16 protein-coding genes are annotated in these 19,210 nt (G+C 71.4%); 7 read left to right on the top strand and 9 right to left on the bottom strand.

Annotation, left to right across the window (positions count from 1 at the left end; all coding sequences use genetic code 11):
* Positions 1 to 184: 184 nt before the first annotated feature.
* Entirely contained in the window at positions 185 to 877 is a 693-nt protein-coding gene (locus IO36_RS38190; RefSeq protein ID WP_051901247.1) for a hypothetical protein, read from the top strand.
* Between the two features lie 12 nt (positions 878 to 889).
* Positions 890 to 1,102: a hypothetical protein gene (locus tag IO36_RS38195; RefSeq protein WP_037627246.1), complete on the top strand. Its 213-nt coding sequence runs from the start codon at positions 890 to 892 to the stop codon at positions 1,100 to 1,102.
* 49 nt (positions 1,103 to 1,151) lie between these two features.
* Here the strand turns inward: IO36_RS38195 and IO36_RS38200 are convergent, their stop codons facing one another.
* The 6 genes from IO36_RS38200 to IO36_RS38225 form a co-directional block, all read right to left on the bottom strand.
* A complete protein-coding gene (locus IO36_RS38200; RefSeq protein ID WP_037627248.1) occupies positions 1,152 to 1,697 on the bottom strand; it encodes a hypothetical protein in 546 nt (181 codons plus the stop codon).
* A complete protein-coding gene (locus IO36_RS38205; RefSeq protein WP_037627250.1) occupies positions 1,694 to 2,395 on the bottom strand; it encodes a hypothetical protein in 702 nt (233 codons plus the stop codon). The genes IO36_RS38200 and IO36_RS38205 overlap by 4 nt, the downstream gene beginning before the upstream one ends.
* Complete coding sequence (locus IO36_RS38210; RefSeq protein ID WP_051901248.1) at positions 2,392 to 2,901, bottom strand: hypothetical protein; 510 nt, start codon at positions 2,899 to 2,901, stop codon at positions 2,392 to 2,394. The genes IO36_RS38205 and IO36_RS38210 overlap by 4 nt, the downstream gene beginning before the upstream one ends.
* 75 nt (positions 2,902 to 2,976) lie before the next feature.
* Positions 2,977 to 4,260: a WXG100 family type VII secretion target gene (locus IO36_RS38215; RefSeq protein ID WP_037627256.1), complete on the bottom strand. Its 1,284-nt coding sequence runs from the start codon at positions 4,258 to 4,260 to the stop codon at positions 2,977 to 2,979.
* Positions 4,257 to 4,571 carry a hypothetical protein gene (locus tag IO36_RS38220; RefSeq protein WP_037627258.1) on the bottom strand — a complete coding sequence of 105 codons (315 nt, stop codon included), beginning with the start codon at positions 4,569 to 4,571 and terminating at the stop codon, positions 4,257 to 4,259. The genes IO36_RS38215 and IO36_RS38220 overlap by 4 nt, the downstream gene beginning before the upstream one ends.
* Before the next feature lie 121 nt (positions 4,572 to 4,692).
* A complete protein-coding gene (locus tag IO36_RS38225; RefSeq protein ID WP_078943692.1) occupies positions 4,693 to 4,998 on the bottom strand; it encodes a WXG100 family type VII secretion target in 306 nt (101 codons plus the stop codon).
* A 278-nt stretch (positions 4,999 to 5,276) separates the two neighbouring features.
* On the opposite strand from IO36_RS38225, the gene IO36_RS38230 reads away from it, so the two are divergent.
* Both IO36_RS38230 and IO36_RS38235 read left to right on the top strand, forming a co-directional pair.
* On the top strand, positions 5,277 to 9,842 hold the full coding sequence (locus tag IO36_RS38230; protein WP_037627548.1) for an FtsK/SpoIIIE domain-containing protein: 4,566 nt from the start codon (positions 5,277 to 5,279) through the stop codon (positions 9,840 to 9,842).
* Between the two features lie 205 nt (positions 9,843 to 10,047).
* The gene (locus IO36_RS38235; protein ID WP_037627259.1) at positions 10,048 to 10,542 is read left to right on the top strand and encodes a hypothetical protein; all 495 of its coding nucleotides are present in this window, start codon (positions 10,048 to 10,050) and stop codon (positions 10,540 to 10,542) included.
* Here IO36_RS38235 and IO36_RS38240 read toward each other — a convergent pair whose 3' ends face one another.
* Both IO36_RS38240 and IO36_RS38245 read right to left on the bottom strand, forming a co-directional pair.
* Positions 10,543 to 12,657 (bottom strand): serine/threonine-protein kinase, encoded by a 2,115-nt coding sequence (locus IO36_RS38240; RefSeq protein WP_037627260.1) that lies wholly within the window; start codon positions 12,655 to 12,657, stop codon positions 10,543 to 10,545.
* A gap of 102 nt (positions 12,658 to 12,759) precedes the next feature.
* Positions 12,760 to 13,608, bottom strand: a complete 849-nt coding sequence (locus tag IO36_RS38245; RefSeq protein WP_037627263.1) for a menaquinone biosynthetic enzyme MqnA/MqnD family protein — start codon at positions 13,606 to 13,608, stop codon at positions 12,760 to 12,762.
* A 344-nt stretch (positions 13,609 to 13,952) separates the two neighbouring features.
* Here IO36_RS38245 and IO36_RS38250 point away from each other — a divergent pair, with 344 nt between their 5' ends.
* On the top strand, positions 13,953 to 14,156 hold the full coding sequence (locus tag IO36_RS38250; protein ID WP_037627265.1) for a cold-shock protein: 204 nt from the start codon (positions 13,953 to 13,955) through the stop codon (positions 14,154 to 14,156).
* 103 nt (positions 14,157 to 14,259) lie between these two features.
* Here the strand turns inward: IO36_RS38250 and IO36_RS38255 are convergent, their stop codons facing one another.
* On the bottom strand, positions 14,260 to 16,164 hold the full coding sequence (locus IO36_RS38255) for an AMP-dependent synthetase/ligase (RefSeq protein WP_037627267.1): 1,905 nt from the start codon (positions 16,162 to 16,164) through the stop codon (positions 14,260 to 14,262).
* 523 nt (positions 16,165 to 16,687) lie between these two features.
* Here IO36_RS38255 and IO36_RS38260 point away from each other — a divergent pair.
* Both IO36_RS38260 and IO36_RS38265 read left to right on the top strand, forming a co-directional pair.
* Positions 16,688 to 17,656, top strand: coding sequence for a MaoC family dehydratase (locus tag IO36_RS38260; RefSeq protein ID WP_037627550.1), 969 nt, complete (start codon positions 16,688 to 16,690; stop codon positions 17,654 to 17,656).
* 203 nt (positions 17,657 to 17,859) lie between these two features.
* Positions 17,860 to 19,149, top strand: a complete 1,290-nt coding sequence (locus IO36_RS38265; RefSeq protein WP_037627269.1) for a DUF6716 putative glycosyltransferase — start codon at positions 17,860 to 17,862, stop codon at positions 19,147 to 19,149.
* Positions 19,150 to 19,210: the final 61 nt, after the last annotated feature.

The raw sequence follows: 19,210 nt of genomic DNA on the forward strand, positions 1-19,210 counted from the left end.
GGCGCCCGCGGGACGGTGCTCTTCGCCATCCCCTCCAGGCCTGGACCCGTGTCGCCGGGGATCACATGATCCAGCTCAAGGACCCCGCGATCGAGGTGCACAGCCTTCCGATGAATTCCTCCGTCTTGAACATGAGACGGTGCTGCGATACTTCGCCCGCACGCAGCGAGGAAGGTGGAACGAGTTGTCCAGGAGCAGCGACCGCACAGCACGCAACCGCCTCGGGGTCGTTCCGGACGCCGGTGCGTGGTGCGTGATAGGCCGGATCCCGCAGCCTCCGGCGGATGTCCACCAGGCGGCCGGGGCGGGCCCGTTGCGTCCCGCGTTCCTGCGACCGCTCGGCATCCTGGGCGCCGTGCTCGTCGCGCCCCTGATGCCCATCGCCATGCTGTTCAGCCTTCTCGCCTCCGGCGAGGAGGCTCTCAAGCGCCTTCTGTCGACGAAGGAGGAACGCGAGCGAGGCAGGGCCGACGACCTGGCCGTCGACAGACGGGACAAGGCCATCGCCGAGCAGGGCCTCAACGCCACCTTCGACGGTGACTGGGACAAGGCCGCGGGACAGTTCCTGCTGCGCTGGTACGGCCATTCCTCCCATCACCAACGTTTCGTCGTGCTGGCGGAGGGCCGGATCGTGCTGGCCGCCCCGCCGAAGCGGGTTTCCGTCCGCAGGGACGATCGCATGCGCCTCGTCGCCGAGATCCCCGCGGACCGGGCGGTCATTGAGGACCCACTGCCCGAGTACGACAACCGAAAGCTTCGCGTCAGCTTCTCCGACGGCTCCTGGCTGATGCTCACCACGGAGGAGCAGCGCAGCGACCTCCACCTGTATCTGATGCGCCGGTCACGGACCGAGGGACCCCACACCTCCGACGTCTGACATGGCTGTGCGATGGGGCACGTCAAGTCCGAAAGGGGCAGCGGCAAGCACGCGGATGAGACCGAGGCGTACAACAAGGACCGCAAAACCGAGAAGGTCGACCGGACTCCCGCTGGGAACGACGCCTTCGTTCTGTACGACACACGCCTGGCGAAGACCGCTCAGGGCGTGTGGCAGACCTCCTACGGCACGTCCGTACGGGGCAGCAAGACGTGCGTACGGTAGCCAGGCGCCGCACTGTCGTCACCAGGCTCGACAGCGGCCGAGCCCGGCTTCAGACCCAGCGCAAAGAGTGAGCGATGGCATCGCACAGGTCGCCCATCGGGCTGTCGGTGCCGCTCAGTGGTACAGCGAAAGCCAGGTGCAGGTATCCAACACCGCCGGGCATGCACACGTGGAAGTCCATGGTCGTCTGCGTGATCGCTCGGACGGTCCCGCCCGCAGGCAGTGCCTGGACGTCCACCTCGGCATCGGCATTCACCCGTCGGGTCAGCTCCGAGGCGAGGTCGTCCGGCGTGGGCGCCAGTCCGCGAGGCGTCATCGCCAACGAGATCAAGAGGGATGCGGGGAGGGCCGAACCGGGCGACTCGGTCTTCAGGAAGAACTCCAGACCGCCCTGAGCGAGGCTGCCTTCGGCGGTGTTGCGGAGCGTTGTCCACAGGTTTCGAGCAGCCTCCGCCGGGACGCGGTTTCCCTCCGACTCCTTGTCCACGAAGGTCTTCAACTGGCGGCGCCAGCGCTCGTGCGTGAGATCGACACGGAACCAGTCTCGGGGTACGAGGAGCCGGTAGTCGGAGGGCGCCGGATCGCTGACGCTCACCGGCCGGTCCCTGCGGTGATCAGCGGCGAGCCGTCGGCCGTGAAGAGGCGGATGCTGCTGGCCGTGTTGCCGAACATGGTGGAGAAAACGTCCCAGCCCTCCATCGTGGGTGTCGACATCTCCATCGCGACCGTGGTGCCGTTCGGAAGGGGCACGTAGACACGGATGTATCCGGTGGGGAAGGCAAGGCTGTGACCCGACTCGGTCAGCTCACCCGTGAGTTGCGACTCGCGCGTTCCGATGCACACCACGGCAGGTCCGCAGGGGAGTTCCACCTCGGAGACGTCGGTTCCGTCGAGCCGACGAAACGTCGACGCCATCTCCTTCACCACAGCCGGGACACCCCCGTCGACCTCCGGGCTGTCCATCAGGGACGCGAAGACGGTCGCGGTGCAGGGGGTCTCGTCGACGGCCGTCACGCAGATACCGGCGTACTCGACACCAGCGGCCAGCAGGTCGTCGAATCCGAGTGCGCAGATGACCGCGAACCGCGTCCTGTCGTCGTCCGCCGCATCCGGGAGCGCCTTCTCGGCGAGCTCCTCCAAGAGTCGTACGGCCTCGTCGTCGTCCGTCTCATGGACCGGGATGTCATGGAAGATCTCCGGCATCACCCAGCGGACGTGGATGTCGTCGGCGCGAAGGGCGGGCGGCGCGGAGTGCGTGGGTGTGAACGCCGACAACTCGAGGTCGGTGGTCATGGAGCCTGTTCCTTCTCCGGCACGGGGCGCTCAGTGGCATCGGGGTAGAACGTCCGCGACGTCGCGTACATCCCGTAGTACGGGTACAGACGCGGTACGTCGGCACCGCCCTGCCGGGCGATCCCGGCGATCTTGCGATAGAGGCGGGCTCTGCACCGTACGTTCCGGTCGGTCGGGTCGAGCAGGCTCCGGCGCCGCACCAGATAGGTTCCCACCAGCGAACCGCAGACGATCAGCGCGTCGACGACGATGAACGCGATCTGGAACTGGCGGGACTTGCCGGACGCGACCAGGTCCCAGAAGGGCCACGCACCCAGTCCGAAGATGAAGAGCGGAATCGCGGCGAGGCAGCCCATGACACTGGCCTTCTCCGTGTCCTGGCGCCGCTGGAACAGCATCCAGTGGACGGCCCGGTCATCCAGGAAGTCGAAGCGCACCTCCCGCCCGAACCGCTCGGCGGCCGCCCTCGCGGCTGGGACGGCGGCGATGAGCTCCGAAGGGACCATGTCATGAACGGTCCCCCGGTCATCGACAAATTGTCCGGGACTGAGGGCGTGATAGTCACCCACGTGAATCTCTCCCTATCCAGTAGGCGCCAGTGCAGCGTGGAACGAGGTCGGAGAAGGGCTCGGCTGCGGCGTCGGCGAAGGAGTTCCGGACGGACCCGAAGGCCTGGGGCTCACGTCCGGCGCGGGGGTGGGCCGCGTGTCACCGGGCGGCGGGCTGACCGGGTGCGTCGTGTCGTCGGCCCCGAACCTGCCACGGAGTCGAATCAAACTCTGGACATACGCGTTGCCGAACGCGGCACCCTTGATGAAGCGGGTGACGCCCTCCGGGTCGAACCCGTTCGCGGGCAGCTTCACCTTGGTGATGCCCTTCTTGGCCAGGTATTTGGAAGCGAGGCCGACTCCTCGGTTGATGCTCTTCACGGCGAAGCCGTTGGTGAAACCGGCCCAGACCGCCTCCTGAGCGACGACAAGCCGCGAGCCCTTGGCCGCCGCCGAGAGCCCCTTCAGCGCGCCGAGGCCCGGGATGATCCCGAGGACATCAAACGTGATCTTCAGCCAGTCGAACTTCCCGCCCCGGGCGAAGACGTCGTACAGCCGCCCCGACAGAGCGGTGGCACTGAGCGCGGAAGCCAGCCCGACAAGAACGATGGCGAGCGTGCCGCCCGACAGGACGACTGCCGCGATCAGCGCCGCAACGGCCAGAACCGTGGCGGCGGTCGAGATCCAGTCCGCGTGATCCGCGATCCAGTTCATGATTCCGCCGGGGTCGTGCACGCCGTCGTGATGAATCACGTTCTTGATCCGGTGGGCGGCCCGCTTCGCCGCGTCGTCACGGATCTCCTTGGCGGATTCGATCTTGCTGCGCGCCACAGCCATGAGATGCGCGGCGTCGTCCCTCTTCTTCTCCTGCTTCGTGCGCTCGACATGGTCTTCCTGGGACGGAACGGTGCCGGTGTACGGCTCCAGCACCTTCTGGGCCGCCTTGTGATCGACCTCCGCGGCACGGAAATCGTCCAGAGCCCCGTCGGCCATGCGCTGCGCACGGTGCAGCTCGCCGGCGTACTCGTCCGACTCGCCGTCCTTGACCTGCGTCCCCAGTGCCTTCGACGCCTCGTCGTAGCGGTCGTACACCTTCTTCAGCCGTCCGGCGGTGTCGCTCGCGGTCTCGTGGAAGGCACGGCCGGCGTCACTGTCCCAGCCGTCGACGGAAGCCAACGCCCTGATGTTCCGGGCCTGCGTGTCGATCTCCTCGGCCATGCCGCGCAGCTTCTTGCCGAGCCGCGCCACCTCGTGCGGGTCACCGGGCACGGGGTCGGAGTCGTACATCGGCGTCCAGTCCCTGGGACGGGCTGTCACGGCTTCCCCTTCTGATCGCTCTTCTTGGCGTTCCTGAGCGCCTCCGCGAGCTTGTGATCGATGTCCTCGTACGCCTTGGCCGCCTCGGCGGTGTACTTGGCGAGGTTCTCGATGTCCTTCATCAGCTTCTTGCGGTTCTTCTTCCAGGTGTCCGAGAAGTCGTCGAACACGTCCCGGAGTCTGTCGCTGCCCAGGTCGTCGTCGTAGCCGTCAGCGGGATTGCCGTGCTGGTCGAACTCACGGTGAATACGGTAGAGCGAGTCCGAGCAATCCTTGATCAGATCGAGGTCGTATCGGGTTCTGTCCGCCACGGTTTTCAGACTTCCTGCTCAACAGTCACTCGGGCTCCATCACTGCGAAGCGGACCGGACACGGGCGCGACCGGGCGCTGGTGCGCCCCGTCGCCCCGGTGCGGTCCGCAAGGTCCGGCTGTCAGCCCTTGACGCCCTTGGCCAGCTGGTCGTCCAGGTCCTCGTACGCCTTCGCCGCGTCCTCCAGGAACTTGGCCATTCCCTTGAGGCCCTCGAGGGTGTCCTTCATGCCCTTGGTGAACTCCTTGAAGGAGTCGTCGAAGGCCTGGGAGCCCTTGGAGGTCGTGTAGCCGTCGGCGACGAGGCCGTCGATGTAGCTGTCGAGGCCGTGGAGCTTGTCCTCCATCTTCTCCTTCTCGTGGCCGAGCCGCTTCGCGGCGTGCCGCATCTTCTCGTAAGTGATGTCAGCGTCTTTGCCGCCGGCCATGTGGCGTCCTCCATGCTTCAACTCGCCGCAGGGCCAACCCCCGTGGCTCCTGGTGCGGATGGTGCGACCCGTCCGCGTCGAGCAAGCAGCTTACTTACGGCGCTTGCAGGAGCACACCCCGGTTGTGTCACGAGCCCGCACCAAGGGCGTTCACCGGCACGGGCCTTCGTGGTTCCCTCACACGGGCCGTTGCCTGCGGGAAGCGGTGAGCGGCTATGGTCGGGAGCACTGTGGCCCGCGTTCCGGAAGCGGCCTTCGGTGTCTGGGGGAGGACGAGCGTGCGGTTGACCCTGACCGTCGTCGACCCGCTCGGCGGCGCCACCGCCGACGTGGTGCTCGACGCGGATCCCGAGTCCTCGGTGGGGGACATCGCCAAGGAGCTGGCGGAGCACGTCGGTTACGGCGTCGGAGCGCAGATCATCCCCATCGGGCAGCAGCCGGGGGCGGCCGGCGCCGGCGCTCCGGTCGCGTTCGTGGACGGACGCGCCGTCGACCCCGGCGCCACCATCGCCACCTCGCCGCTGCGCGAGGGCGCCGTCGTGAGCCTGCACGACCCGGCCGGATGCCTGCCCGGCGAGCCGACCGGACTGGTCGAACTGCGGGTGGCGGGCGGCCCGGCGGCCGGTGCGGTGCACCGGCTCGGGATCGGCCGGTACGACATCGGCAGCGGACCCGCCTCGTACGTACGCGTCGACGACCCCGAACTTCCGCAGAGGGCACTGACGTTGTCAGTTGCAACGGACGGGACGTGCGGCGTCACCGTGCACGGGGAGAAGCAGGGCGTCACCCTCGACGGCGAACCCCTCGAGGAGCGCGAGGACGACGGCTGGCCCCTCGGCGCCCAGGTCGCGGTCGGCAACACCCTTTTCCAGCTGGACCGTTACTCCCCGCCCGACGCCGCGCTCAAGTGGTCGGACGACGGAGCCGGCCTCGACTACAACCGGCCCCCGCGGCTGCACCCGCCGGAGCGGGAGACGAAGTTCCGGCTGCCGAATCCCGTACGGGACTACGAGGCCCGTCCGCTGCCCTGGCTGATGGCGCTGACGCCGCTGGTCAGCGCCGTCGTCATGGTGCTGGTCTTCGGACGCTGGTATTACATGATCATGGCTCTGCTGAGCCCGCTGATCATGCTCGGCAACTACCTCATGGACAAGAAGCAGGGCCGCAAGTCCCACGCCAAGCAGGTCAAGGAGTACAAGGAGCACAAGGCCCGGATCGAGAAGGACGCCCAGGAGGCCCTGGTCGCCGAACGGCTCGACCGGCGCCGGGCGGTCCCCGATCCGGCGACCGTGCTGTCGCTGGGCACCGGGCCGCGCACCCGGCTGTGGGAGCGGCGCCGTACGGACGCCGACCATCTGCTGCTGCGCGTCGGCACCGGACAGCTGCCCTCCGAGGTCGTGCTCGACGACCCCGAGCAGGACGACCACAAGCGCCAGGTCACCTGGACCATCGAGGACGCCCCGGTCGCCCTCCCGCTCGCCGAGCGCGGTGTCGTCGGCGTCGCCGGACCCGGTGACTCGGCCCGGGCGCTGGGGCGTTGGGCCGTCGCGCAGACCGCGGTGCTGCACAGCCCCCTCGACGTCCAGTTCTACGTCCTGACGGAGAACGCCGGCCGGGACAGCTGGGACTGGGTGCGCTGGCTCCCGCACAGCAGGCCCGCCGGCGCCCAGGACGCCAACGTCCTCATCGGCACGGACGCCGAGACCGTCGGCGCCCGCATCGGCGAGCTGACCCAGCTCCTCGACGCCCGCCAGAAGGCCGCCCGGCAGAACGGCAACAAGGCCACCTTCAGCGACCCGGACATCGTCGTCGTCTGGGACGGCTCCCGGCGGCTGCGGTCCATGCCGGGAGTGGTGCGCCTGCTGCGCGAGGGCCCGGCCATGTCGCTGTACTCGATCTGTCTGGACGCCGAGGAACGCTTCCTGCCCGGCGAGTGCCAGGCCATCGTCATCGCGGAGCCCCGTCCCGAGGAGCACCCCGACCAGCGGGGACCGGCCCTGGCCGCGCCCTCCGCCCCCGGCGGCTTCCCCTCCTTCCACGCCTGGCACGCCACCGAGGCCGGCGATTCCGCCGCCGGGACGGAGAAGGAGCTCGAACTGCGGCTGCGCGTGCAGCAGACGGGCATCGCCCGGGTGCGGGACGTACGGCCCGACCTCGTGTCGGCCGCCTGGTGCTCCCGGCTCGCGCGCTCCCTGTCCGCGCTGCGCGACATCAGCGGCGAGACCGAGGACTCGGCCCTCCCGGGCGCGAGCCGGCTGCTCGACGTGCTCCAGCTGGAGCCGCCGACCGGCGACGCGATCAGCGCCCGCTGGCGGCTGGGCGGACAGTCGACGACGGCGGTCATCGGCGAGTCCTACGACGGCCCGTTCGGCATCGACATGCGCCGCGACGGCCCGCACGGCCTCATCGCGGGTACGACGGGCTCCGGCAAGTCGGAGCTGCTCCAGACGATCGTGGCCTCTCTGGCCGTCGCCAACACCCCCGAGAACATGACGTTCGTCCTCGTCGACTACAAGGGCGGCTCGGCGTTCAAGGACTGCGTCCAACTCCCGCACACCGTGGGCATGGTGACCGACCTCGATGCCCATCTCGTGGAGCGCGCGCTGGAATCGCTCGGCGCGGAGCTCAAGCGGCGCGAGCACATCCTCGCCGCCGCCGACGCCAAGGACATCGAGGACTACCAGGACCTGGTCCGCCGGGACCCCTCGCACGCGCCCGTGCCCCGACTCCTCATCGTCATCGACGAGTTCGCCTCCATGGTGCGCGACCTGCCCGACTTCGTGACGGGCCTGGTCAACATCGCCCAGCGGGGACGTTCGCTCGGCATCCACCTGCTGCTGGCGACCCAGCGGCCCAGCGGTGTCGTCTCGCCGGAGATCCGGGCCAACACCAACCTCCGGATAGCGCTGCGGGTGACCGACGGCGGCGAGTCGAGCGACGTCATCGACTCCCCCGAGGCCGGCCACATCTCCAAGAACACGCCGGGACGCGCCTACGTGCGGCTCGGGCACGCCTCCCTCGTACCGTTCCAGTCCGGACGCGTCGGCGGCCGCCGGCCCGGTGCGGCCGACCCGGCGGCGCTCGCGCCCTGGGCCGGACCGCTCGGCTGGGCGGACCTCGGGCGGGCCGCGCTGGTCAAGCCGAAGGCCGAGCAGCGCGAGGAGGAGGAGATCACCGACCTCAAGGTGCTGGTCGACGCCGTGCGCGAGGCCAACCTGGCCCTCGGCATCCCGCCCCAGCACAGCCCCTGGCTGCCCGCCCTCGCCGAGACGCTGCTGCTCGACGAGATCACCGCGCCGGCGTTCCGGGGCGGTCCCGGCAAGCTCCCTCCGGCTCCGTACGGCGTCGAGGACCTGCCCGCCGACCAGGCGCGCCGCCCGGTCGTGGTGGACTTCGCCTCCTTCGGGCATCTGCTCATCGGCGGCGCCCCGCGCAGCGGCCGCTCCCAGATCCTGCGGACGATCGCCGGTTCGCTGGCCCGCACCCACTCGGCCGCCGACGTCCATCTGTACGGCATCGACTGCGGCAACGGCGCGCTCAACGCGCTGACCCGGCTGCCGCACTGCGGTGCCGTCGTCGGCCGCAACCAGACCGAGCGCGTGGTCCGCCTCGTCGCCCGGCTCAAGGGTGAACTCTCGCGCAGGCAGGACCTGTTGGCGGAGAAGGGCTTCGCCGACATCGGCGAGCAGCGGGCCGCGTCGGCCGAGGAGGAGCGGCTGCCGCACATCGTGGTGCTGCTGGACCGCTGGGAGGGCTGGCTGCCGACGCTCGGCGAGTACGACCACGGCGATCTGACCGACCAGCTCACGGCGATGATGCGCGAGGGCGCGAGCGTCGGGCTGCACCTGGTGATGACGGGCGACCGGCAGATCCTCTCCACCCGGATCGGCTCGCTCACCGAGGACAAGTACGCCCTGCGGCTCGCCGACCGCTCGGACTTCTCGCTGATCGGCGTCAACGCGCGCAAGGTCCCCGAGGAGATCCCGCCCGGCCGCGGCTACCGCAACGAGCACGGCACCGAGACCCAGTTCGCCCTGCTCACCGAGGACGCCACCGGCCAGGGCCAGGCGGCCGCGCTCACGGCGATCGGCGAGGCCGCCACCGCCCGCGACGCCGCGCTGCCGCGCTCCCGGCGCCCGTTCCGGGTGGACGTGCTGCCCACCCGGATCACCTTCGCGGACGCGTGGGAGATGCGCGACCCCGACGCCTCCCGCTCTCCGCTGTGGAGCCTCGTGGGCATCGGCGGCGACGACGTCAGGGGCTTCGGCCCCGACCTGTCCCGGGGCGTGCCGACGTTCGTCGTCGCGGGCCCCGCCAAGTCCGGGCGCAGTACGACGCTGATGAACATGGCGCGCTCGTACCTGGCCCAGGGCGTACGGCTGGTCGTCGCGGCTCCGCGCCCCTCGCCGTTGCGCGAACTGGACGGCCAGGACGGCGTGTTGAAGGTCTTCGACGAGGACGACATCGAGAGCGACGACCTGCGCGAGGCCATCGACTCGGCGACGCCCGAGGCGCCGGTCGTGGTGCTGGTCGACGACGGCGAGGTCCTGGAGGACTGCGACGCCGCGACGGTCTTCAAGCGGATCGTGCAGCGCGGCACCGAACGCGGTCTAGGCCTGGTCATCGCCGGGGACGAGGAGGACGTGTGCAGCGGCTTCTCCGGCTGGCAGGTCGAGATGAAGAAGGGCCGCCGGGGCATCCTGCTGTGTCCGCAGGACTCCTCCGCGGGCGAGCTGATCGGCATCCGTACGAACCGCAGCATGGTCGGCGGGCCGGTCGCCCCCGGCAAGGGCCTGCTGCACCTCGGCGACGGGGAGCCGCTGACGGTGACGACCCCGATGTGAGCGGGGCCCGTCCGGGCCGGGGCGGGACCAAGGGCAGAGGTGACGAGAGAAGAGGGGGGCGGGTCCGGTGGGCGGATCGGCGCGACCCAGGCGGCGGCGGGCCGCGGGGGCGGCACTCGGGTACGAGCATGTGCGGCGGGGACCGTCCGCGGGGCAGCACGACGAGAAGGCTTCCCGGGGAGGTACGTGGTTCGGCTGCCTCGTCATGGTGATCGTCACGGCGGCGATCGTCGGGTTCGCGCTCACCGTCATGACCTGGGGTGCCGACCTCTGGGGCCGGACGGCGCCCGCCGCACCCGGCGGCGGGTACGCCTTCGCGGCCTTCGTCGGCACCCTGCTGCCGGCCGGACTGGCCGTGGCGGTCATGTCCCTCGGCCGCGTGACGTGGAAGGCGAGTCCGCTCCGCTCGGTCGGCTGGGCCGTCGCCTCCCTGTCCGGCGCCGCCGCCGTCTTCGTGTGGGCGGTCGTCGTCTTCGCGGGCTTCCGCCCCAAGCACCGGCGCGACTGGGACGGCGGCTGCTACGCCCGGGGCAACCCCTGCTGGATCCACGTCGAGTACCCGTGGTTCTGGGCCGTCGGCCTGCTCTCGACGGTCCTGGTCTCCACCGTGCTGATCACGACGGCCATGAAGATCATGAGGGCGCGCGAGGTGGCGAAGGCCGGACCCGGCGAGAGCCCGGCGGACGCGACGGCCGGCTGATCAGCCGACCTTGGCCATCCGGGCCACCGGGTCCCCCGCCTCGGGGTTGTCCGTCTCGTAGGTGAGGTCGCTGCCGACCGGCGTCAGCCGGACCTCGTGCCGGCCCTTGGTGCAGACGTCACGGTTGGACTCCGAGGCCACGCTCGTGGCGACGAGCTGCTTCGCGGTGACCTTCTTCAGTACGAGGACGTCGTCGCAGATGCCGCCGATCTGGTCGGTCTGCCGGAAGGTGCCCAGCTCCTGCCCCACCGCCGCCTGGTGGACGGTGACGCGGAACTTCCCCATGGGCAGCGTGCCGCTCAGGCCGAGTCCGTCGCCCTCCCAGGTGCCGAGGTAGGAGGCGGGGATCTTCGACAGCTGCCCGCCCGGATCGGCCGTGCTCCCGGTCGGGGCCGGTACCGGGGCGGTCCGCGTGGAGCCCGGTTCCTCGGCGGTCGCGCTCGGCCCCGTGGCGGAGACGCTCCGGCTCGCCGACGGGCGCCCGCCCGCCACCTTCGCCCCGTCCTCGTCGCCGCCCGGCAGCAGGTCGAAGAGGAACGCGGATCCGACGGTCACCGCCGCCAGCGCGCCCGCGACGGCCAGCGCGACCGTACAGCTCACCCGGCGGCCCTGTCCTCCGGCGCCGGGCGCGGAGGTCGCCGCGACGCTGACGGAGAGCCTGCCCGGGCGCTCGGACGTCCCCGGGGCCGCCGCCCCCTCGTGGTGCACGGCGTCCTGCGGCCCGGTGTCCCGGGCGCCGGCCTGCCCCGGTACGTACGCGGGCATCGCGGGCGGTGGCCCGAAGCCGGGCGGAGGCGGCCCGAACCCCTGCCCCGGACCCGGCGTCCCGGCGGTCCCGCCGGACACGACCGCCCCGGACACCACCGCGCCGGATTCGGAGCCGGAAGCCACGCCGAAGCCGGAGCCCGCGCCGAACCCGGACCCCACCCCGGCCCCCGTACCCGAGCCACCACCGGACCCCGGCACGGAACCCGTACCCGAGCCACCACCGGACCCCGGCGCGGAACCCGTACCCCAGCCGGTACCGGCCCCCGCGCCAGACCCCGTACCCGAGCCGGTGCCGGCCCCCGCACCGGCCCCGCCGCCGGAGCCCGCCGACACTCCCGAACCCGTACCGCCCCCGGCGCCGGAGCCCTCCCCGCCCCCGGTCACCCGCCCCGCCTCGACCGAGGGGGTGCTGAAGCCCAGCGGTCCGGACAGCGGCGCCTGTGCCGAACCCGTCGCCTCAAGGTTCAGGATCTGTACGGCACTTCGGCTCACCCGCTCCACCAGGGCGCCCGGCAGCCAGCCCGCCGACACGAGCCGGGCGGCGCCCTGCGGGGCCAGTCGGGCGGCCACCTCGCCCGGAGTGGGCCGCGCAGCCGGCTGCTTGGCCAGACAGGCCGCCACCAGTTCGCGCAACTCCCCTTCCAGGGAGTCGAGTCGAGGCTCTTCGTGCACCACCTTGTAGAGGAGGGAGGCGGAGGAGTCGCCGGGGAAGGGCGGCTCGCCGGTGGCCGCGTACGCGAGGACCGCGCCGAGCGAGAAGACGTCCGCGGCTCCCGTGATCCCCTTGCCGAGGATCTGCTCCGGGGACATGTAGCCCGGGGAGCCGACCGAGACCCCGGTCGAGGTCAGCGAAGCGGTGCCGTCCGTGGCCCGGGCGATGCCGAAGTCGATCAGGAGCGGGCCGTCGAGGGTGAGCAGCACGTTGGAGGGCTTCACGTCCCGGTGGACGAGCCCCAGGGCGTGGACCGCGGTGAGCGCCTCGGCCAGTCCGGCGCCGAGCACGCGGGCAGAGTGGACGGGCAGCGGTCCGCCGTCGGCGACGGCGGACGTCAGCGAGGGTCCGGCGGCGTAGCCGGTGGCGACCCAGGGGACCGGGGCCTCGGGGTCCGCGTCCAGGACGGGCGCCGTCCAGGCACCGCCCACCCGCCGCGCGGCCTCCACCTCACGGCGGAAGCGGGCACGGAACTCCTCGTCGAGCGCGAAGTGCGGATGCACGATCTTGACCGCGACGGTACGTCCGCCCGCGCTGCGTCCCAGGTACACGCGCCCCATGCCGCCCGAGCCCAGCCGGCCCAGCAGGCGGTAGGGCCCCACGACCGTGGGTTCGTCGGCTCCGAGCGGCTGCATGGCACTCACGGTTCCCCCTCCCCCGTACACACTGCCCAGCAGCGTAGTGCCGTGACCGCTCCCGGCCCCGGGAACGTGCGGGACCGGGGGCGGCCGGCGTCGTCACGGCTGCAGGAGCCGGACGTTCACATCCTCCGGGAACCCGGTCGTCGGGCCCACCCGGCGCGCGAACTCCCGTACGGCCTTGAGCTGCGGGCCGCCGAAGCGGAAGTCGAGCGTCGTGAAGTACTGCTCCAGGACGGACTCGTCGAAGGCCTCCCAGCGGGCCGCCTGCTCGGCGACCTTGGAGACCTCGTCCAGGGACAGGTCCCTGGAGGCGAGGAAGGCCTGGTGCACCTTGCGGGTGACGAGCGGCTCGCGCTCCAGGTAGTCGCGCCGGGCCGCCCAGACGGCGAAGACGAACGGCAGACCGGTCCACTCCTTCCACAGCGCGCCGAGGTCGTGCACCTGGAGCCCGTACTTCGGCCCGTCGAGCAGGTTGGCGCGCAGCGCCGCGTCGCCGATGAGGACGGCGGCGTCGGCCTCCTGCATCATCAGGCTCAGATCGGGCGGGCACGTGTAGTACGAGGGCCGCACCCCGACCTTCTCGGCCAGCAGCAGCTGGGCGAGCCGCACGGAGGTGCGCGAGGTGGAGCCGAGGGCGACGCGGGCGCCGTCCAGACGGTCGAGGGGGACCTGCGAGACGATCACGCAGGACATCACGGGGCCGTCGCAGCCCACCGCGATGTCGGGAAAGGCGACGAGGTCGTCGGCGTGCTTGAGGAACTCGACGAGCGTGATCGGCCCGATGTCGAGATCCCCCCGCACCAGCTGCTCGCTGAGCTTCTCGGGGGTGTCCTTGGTGAGCTCGAAGTCGAGGAGCGTGCCCGTTCTCGCGAGCCCCCAGTACAGGGGCAGGCAGTTCAGGAACTGGATGTGGCCGACGCGCGGCCGGGTGCGAGAATTGTCCACATCGCGAGGCTAGCCCCCATGCGATACGGTGCAGGCTTCAGGGTCGGCGTGTGCTGGTGGAAACCATCCCGACCCCGCGTGTCAACCGTCGTGACACCTCGAAGTCAACGCACGTCAGGCCCCTGACCGGCCTTGGACCACCCGTCCGGATGACGTGATCTTCGCCTCTATTGCTTTCGGCTGCCCGCGTGCTAGGCTCGCCGCAAGTTGCAGTTTGGTTTCCCTTGCAGTACAGAGCCTGCGGAGCATGTGACCGCGGGCTCTCGTCGTTTTCAGACGTATGCAGTTGTTTAGACAATCGCAGGTTCTGGAGCAGGGCAACCCTTTGGGCCCAAGGAGGGCTTATGGCTACCGGAACCGTGAAGTGGTTCAACGCCGAAAAGGGCTTTGGTTTCATTGCCCAGGAAGGCGGCGGCCCGGACGTCTTCGTCCACTACTCCGCGATCAACGCGAACGGTTTCCGTTCGCTCGAAGAGAACCAGTCGGTTTCCTTCGACGTCACGCAGGGTCCGAAGGGCCCGCAGGCGGAGAACGTCACTCCGCTCTAAGCCCCCGGCTCCATGAGCCCGAAGCTTTGATCCGGAACGGATAGCAGTACCCAAGGAGCCCCGCGCCATCCGGCAGCGGGGCTCCTGCCTTTCCTCCGCGCGTCTACACCGCGTACAGAGCCTCTATCTCCCTGCTGAAGTCCTTCTCGATCGCCGCGCGGCGCAGCTTCATGGAGGGGGTCAGGTGGCCCGCCTCCTCGGTGAAGGCGACGGGCAGGACGGTGAAGCGGCGGATGGACTCGGGGCGCGAGACCATCCGGTTGGCCTCGTCGATCGCGCGCTGCACGATGGCCAGCAACTCCGGTTCGTCCATGACGAGTTCCGGCGGGACCGGATGCTTGCCGTTCATCCGGCGCCAGTGGGCGATGCCCTCGGGGTCGAGGGTGACGAGGGCGGAGACGAACGGTCGGCGGTCGCCGAGGACCATGCACTGGGCGATCAGCGGATGGGAGCGGAGGAAGTCCTGGAGCGGCGCCGGGGCGACGTTCTTGCCGCCCGCGGTGATCAGGATCTCCTTCTTGCGGCCGGTGATGGCGAGATAGCCGCCGTCGTCCAGCTCCCCGATGTCACCGGTGGCGAACCAGCCGTCCGGGGCGGCGTCGACGACCCCGCCCGCGTGCGGGTCCCAGTAGCCGCGGAAGACCTGGGCGCCGCACAGCAGCACCTCCCCGTCGGCGGCGATCCGCACCCGGGTGCCCGGCAGGGGCCGGCCCACCGTGCCGAGGCGCGGCTTCTGCGGCGGGGTGACGGTCGCGGCGGCCGTGGTCTCCGTCAGGCCGTACCCCTCGAAGATCTCGATCCCGGCTCCCGCGTAGAAGGCGGCGAGCCGGCGGCCGAGCGGGGACCCGCCGCAGATGGCGTACCGGACCCTGCCGCCGAGGGCGGCCCGGATCCGGCGGTAGACCAGGGGGTCGTAGAGGGCGCGGGCCGCGCGCAGGGAGCGGCCGGGTCCGGGACCGGCGCCGTGCTGCCGGGCCTCGACGGCCTCTCCGTACTTCTGGGCGATCCGGGCCGCCCGGTCGAAGGAGGAACCGCGGCCCATCCGTTCGGCCGTCGCGCGGGCGGTGTTGAAGACCTTCTCCAGCACATAGGGGATGGCGAGCAGGAAGGTCGGCTTGAACGACGCCAGGTCCGCGAGGAGTTCCTCGGTCTCCAGGCTCGGGGCGTGGCCCAGTTTCACCCGGGCGCGCAGACAGGCGACGGCCACCATGCGGCCGAAGACGTGCGAGAGGGGCAGGAAGAGCAGGGTGGAGGCGGGGTCCTGGGAGCGGGCCTTGAAGATCGGGTAGAGCAGTTCGACGGCGTTGTCGACCTCGGCGAAGAAGTTGCCGTGGGTCAGGACGCAGCCCTTGGGACGGCCGGTGGTGCCGGAGGTGTAGATGAGGGTGGCGAGCGTGTCCGGGCCGAGCATCCCGCGCCGTACGGCCACTTCCTGGTCCGGGACGTCGCGGCCGAGCTCCGCGAGCCGCTCCAGGTGCCCCTTCTCGAAGACCCACACGTGCCGCAGATCGGGGATGTGCTCCCGCTCGGGGCCGAGCGCCGCGGCCTGCCCCACGTTCTCCACGGCGAGCGCGACGGCCCCCGAGTCCTGGAGGATCCAGCGGGTCTGGAAGACCGAGGAGGTCGGATAGACGGGCACGGTGACCAGGCCCGCGGCCCAGGCGGCGAAGTCGAGGAGCGTCCACTCGTACGTCGTCCGGGCCATGATGGCGATCCGGTCGCCCGGCACGAACCCCTCCGCGATCAGCCCCTTGGCCACCGCGAGGACCTCGTCCGCGAACTCGGCCGCGCTCACGTCCCGCCAGCCCTCGCCGTCCGGCGCCTTCCGGCTGAGGACCGGCTCCAGCGGGGCCGCGGCCGCGTTGTCGAAGGGGATGTCGGCGAGGGAGCCGTGCGTCACCTGGCCCACGATCGGCGGCACCGCGACCTCGCGCACCACGCCGTCCAGCCGCTTGATCTCGGGCTCCGGGAGGACGGGGGCGGAGTCGTAGGCGTACGGGCTGGACACGGGGCGGCTCCTTGTCGGCCGGGAGGCCGGGGCGGGTGCAAAGCGTGTTCGGGCTCGACGGTGCGCGCGTGGCGCTTCCTCATACGGCCCTGGGAAGTGGGTGGTTCAGGGGGGTCTCGGCAACCCGGTGAGACGGGGATCCTACGGCGCCGAAGTGTGGGGTTTGTGACGCTTTGCCGCAGGCGAGGTGGGAGTTACCCGGGGTAGCTGTGCTCTTTTCCGTACGCGGGCCCGGCACCGGCGACCCCGCCGAACCCGGTACCGGCACCCCCGACGGGCCTTGAACCCGCACCCCCGGCGAACCCGGCACCCGCGCCCCTGTCCGACCCGGCACCGGCACTCCCGGCGGGTCCGGCACCGACAGCCGCCTTCCGCATCCCATCTCGACCCCGCCCTCCCCCTGACGTAGCCTTACCCCCGGTAACTTACTCCAGAGTAAAGAGATGCCCGCCCGAACGCCGTCCAACCCCCTCCCCGGAGAACCCACCGGGAGCCGCACCTCCCCGTCCGCTTGGAGACCTCGATGCGCACTCGGCCGCCCATCCGCCCCGAGCCTCGGACCCGCACCCTCACCGCCACGCCCTCCCTCGTCCCGCTGCTGGCCCGCGGCGCCCTGCTCTCCCCCCTCAAGCGGCCCCGCCCCGACGCCCCCGTGCCCGCCACCCGGCTCGTCCTGCCCCGCGTACGGATCGACCTCGCGCACCTCGCCGCGTACGAGCGGGCCTGCGGGTTCCCGACCGGCGCCGACGCCCTGCCCCTCACCTATCCGCACGTGCTCGCCTTCCCCCTGGCGATGCGGATCATGGCGGGGCGCGCGTTCCCGCTCCCGCTGCTCGGTCTGGTGCACACCTCGATCGGCATCACCCGGCACGAGGGGGCCGGCGCGACCCGGGAGTACGAACTCGCCGTGGAGGTCGGGAAACTGGCGCCGCACCGACGGGGCACGGAGGCGACCGTGCTGACCGAGGCGCGGACCGGGGGCAGGCTCGTCTGGGAGTCCACGAGCACCTACCTCGCCCGGCACCGGCACCGGCCCGGGACCCCGGACGAAGCGCGGGCCGAGGCCGGCGGGGACGGGAGCCGGGAAGGGAACGGGGACGGGAACCCGCGCCACGAGGCACCGCCGTCCGCTCCGCTCCCCTCCCCCGACGGACCCGCGCCCCTGCCCGCCGTCGCCGAGTGGCCCCTCGCCGCGGACGTCGGCCGCCGCTACGCCGCCGTCTCCGGGGACCGCAACCCCATCCATCTGCATCCGCTCACCGCCCGCCTCTTCGGCTTCCCGCGCGCCATCGCGCACGGCATGTGGACGCTCGCCCGCTGCCTCGCCGAGTACGGTCCGCGGCAAGCGGTGGAAGTGCGGGCCGAGTTCAGGGCGCCGGTGCTGCTGCCGGGAACGGTGACCTACGCCGAGCGGGGGCCGTCGTTCGAGCTCCGCTCGGGCGGCCGGGTCCATCTGCGGGCCGAGGTGCGGCCGCACGCGCCGGACGCGTGAACTCCGGGCGAACAGTTCATGGCCGGAGCCCCTCACCGGGCACCGCCTCCGTCCTCAACTCCCAGTTGGTAAGGGTGGGTTGAGAAAATCCTCATAGGCCACACCCAGCGCCCCAAGGTGCTTTCAAGCCCTCACTCATCCCGCCCTCAGACACCGTTCCTAGCCTCGGTCCACTCCCCCGGCCGGCCAGGAAAGGCTCGCGCATGCCCCCCAGACGAATCGCCGTCATCGCCGACTCCGACACCCGCTGGAAGTGGGGCGCCTCCGTGGCCCGGCAGATCGCGCCCGGGCACGCGCTCGACGCCCTCTTCCTGCGCACCCGGGCCACCCCGACGGAGCGCCAGCTGGAGGAGATCGGGATCGTGCCGGACACCCGGCGCGAGGTCACGGTCGCGGAACTGGTCGACGACGAGGAGCTCGCCGCGGCCGACGTGGCGGTCCTGGCCACCGTCGGCGGCACGACCCTCGCCCTCGCCCACGGCCTCGGCATCGCCTGGGAGGGCCGGGAGCGGCGGCCGGTCACGGTCACCGGCTATGTCGGGGTCGTGTACGAGAAGATGGTCGACGGACTGATGACCCGGGCCGGCACCGATCTCGTCCTCGCCAACAGCGCGTACGACGCGGACCGCTTCCGGGCCGCGTTCGCGAGTGTCGGCGTCGATCCGGACTCGGTGGTGGAGTGCGCGCTGCCCTTCCTCGGCGGCGAGCCCTACGCGCCGTCCACGGAACGGCCGTTCACCCTCACCTTCGCCGTGCAGCCGTCGGTGCGCAAGGGCCGGGAGGCCCGGCTCGGGCTGCTGGAGCGGGCGGCGGCCCACGCGCGACGGCATCCCGAACGGCTGGTGCTGATGAAGCTGCGCAGTCTCCCGGGCGAGCACACCACCCACGTCGAGGCCGACCCGTACCAGCTGCTCGTCGAGCGGCTGGCCGAGCCGGCCCCGCCCAACCTGCGTCTGGTCTACGGCAACATGGGCGAAGTCCTGGACCGTACCGACCTGTTGGTGACCGTCAGCTCGACGGCCGCCCTGGAGTCGATGCACCGGGGCATCCCGACCGCGATCCTCACCGACTTCGGCGTCCGGGAGGCGCACGGCAACCACTACTTCGTCCACTCGGGCTGTCTGGCCTCCTGGGACGACCTGGACGCCGGCGCGGCACCCCGCGTCGACCCGGCCTGGGCGGCGCGGCAGGGCATCGGCAAGAGCGACCCCTACGCCGCCGCCCGCGCCCGGCTCGCGGCGCTGGGAGCGGGCCGGCTGCCGGCGCTGCGGCCGTACTACTCGCCGCGGCGGGCGGGCGCGTATCTCGGCGGCATCCTGGAGCGCAACGGCATGGACGAGAAGGGCCGGCCGCTGGCACTCGTGCCGGGTGCGGCCGGTACGGGCCCGCTGCGGACCGTGATCCGGCGGGCGGCACGCAGCGGCGCCAAGTCCCTCTACCGGGTGGGCCGGGAACGGGTCGCCCCGGCCCTGCGCCGCTGGGGCCGGCACTGAACCGACGGCCCCGGACCGGCAAGGAAAGCCCCGGCACGAAAGGCCCCACCGCCCGGCACCC

Source organism: Streptomyces aureus (assembly GCF_000725495.1).
GTDB classification, from domain to species: Bacteria; Actinomycetota; Actinomycetes; order Streptomycetales; family Streptomycetaceae; genus Streptomyces; species Streptomyces aureus_B.

Coding starts and splice junctions, on each gene's coding strand:
- IO36_RS38235 (WP_037627259.1), top strand. CDS start 10,048: ATGGTGATCGTCACGGCGGCGATCGTCGGGTTCGCGCTCACCGTCATG.
- IO36_RS38250 (WP_037627265.1), top strand. CDS start 13,953: ATGGCTACCGGAACCGTGAAGTGGTTCAACGCCGAAAAGGGCTTTGGT.
- IO36_RS38205 (WP_037627250.1), bottom strand. CDS start 2,395: ATGACCACCGACCTCGAGTTGTCGGCGTTCACACCCACGCACTCCGCG.
- IO36_RS38240 (WP_037627260.1), bottom strand. CDS start 12,657: ATGCAGCCGCTCGGAGCCGACGAACCCACGGTCGTGGGGCCCTACCGC.
- IO36_RS38265 (WP_037627269.1), top strand. CDS start 17,860: ATGCCCCCCAGACGAATCGCCGTCATCGCCGACTCCGACACCCGCTGG.
- IO36_RS38260 (WP_037627550.1), top strand. CDS start 16,688: ATGCGCACTCGGCCGCCCATCCGCCCCGAGCCTCGGACCCGCACCCTC.
- IO36_RS38225 (WP_078943692.1), bottom strand. CDS start 4,998: ATGGCCGGCGGCAAAGACGCTGACATCACTTACGAGAAGATGCGGCAC.
- IO36_RS38195 (WP_037627246.1), top strand. CDS start 890: ATGGGGCACGTCAAGTCCGAAAGGGGCAGCGGCAAGCACGCGGATGAG.
- IO36_RS38210 (WP_051901248.1), bottom strand. CDS start 2,901: ATGGTCCCTTCGGAGCTCATCGCCGCCGTCCCAGCCGCGAGGGCGGCC.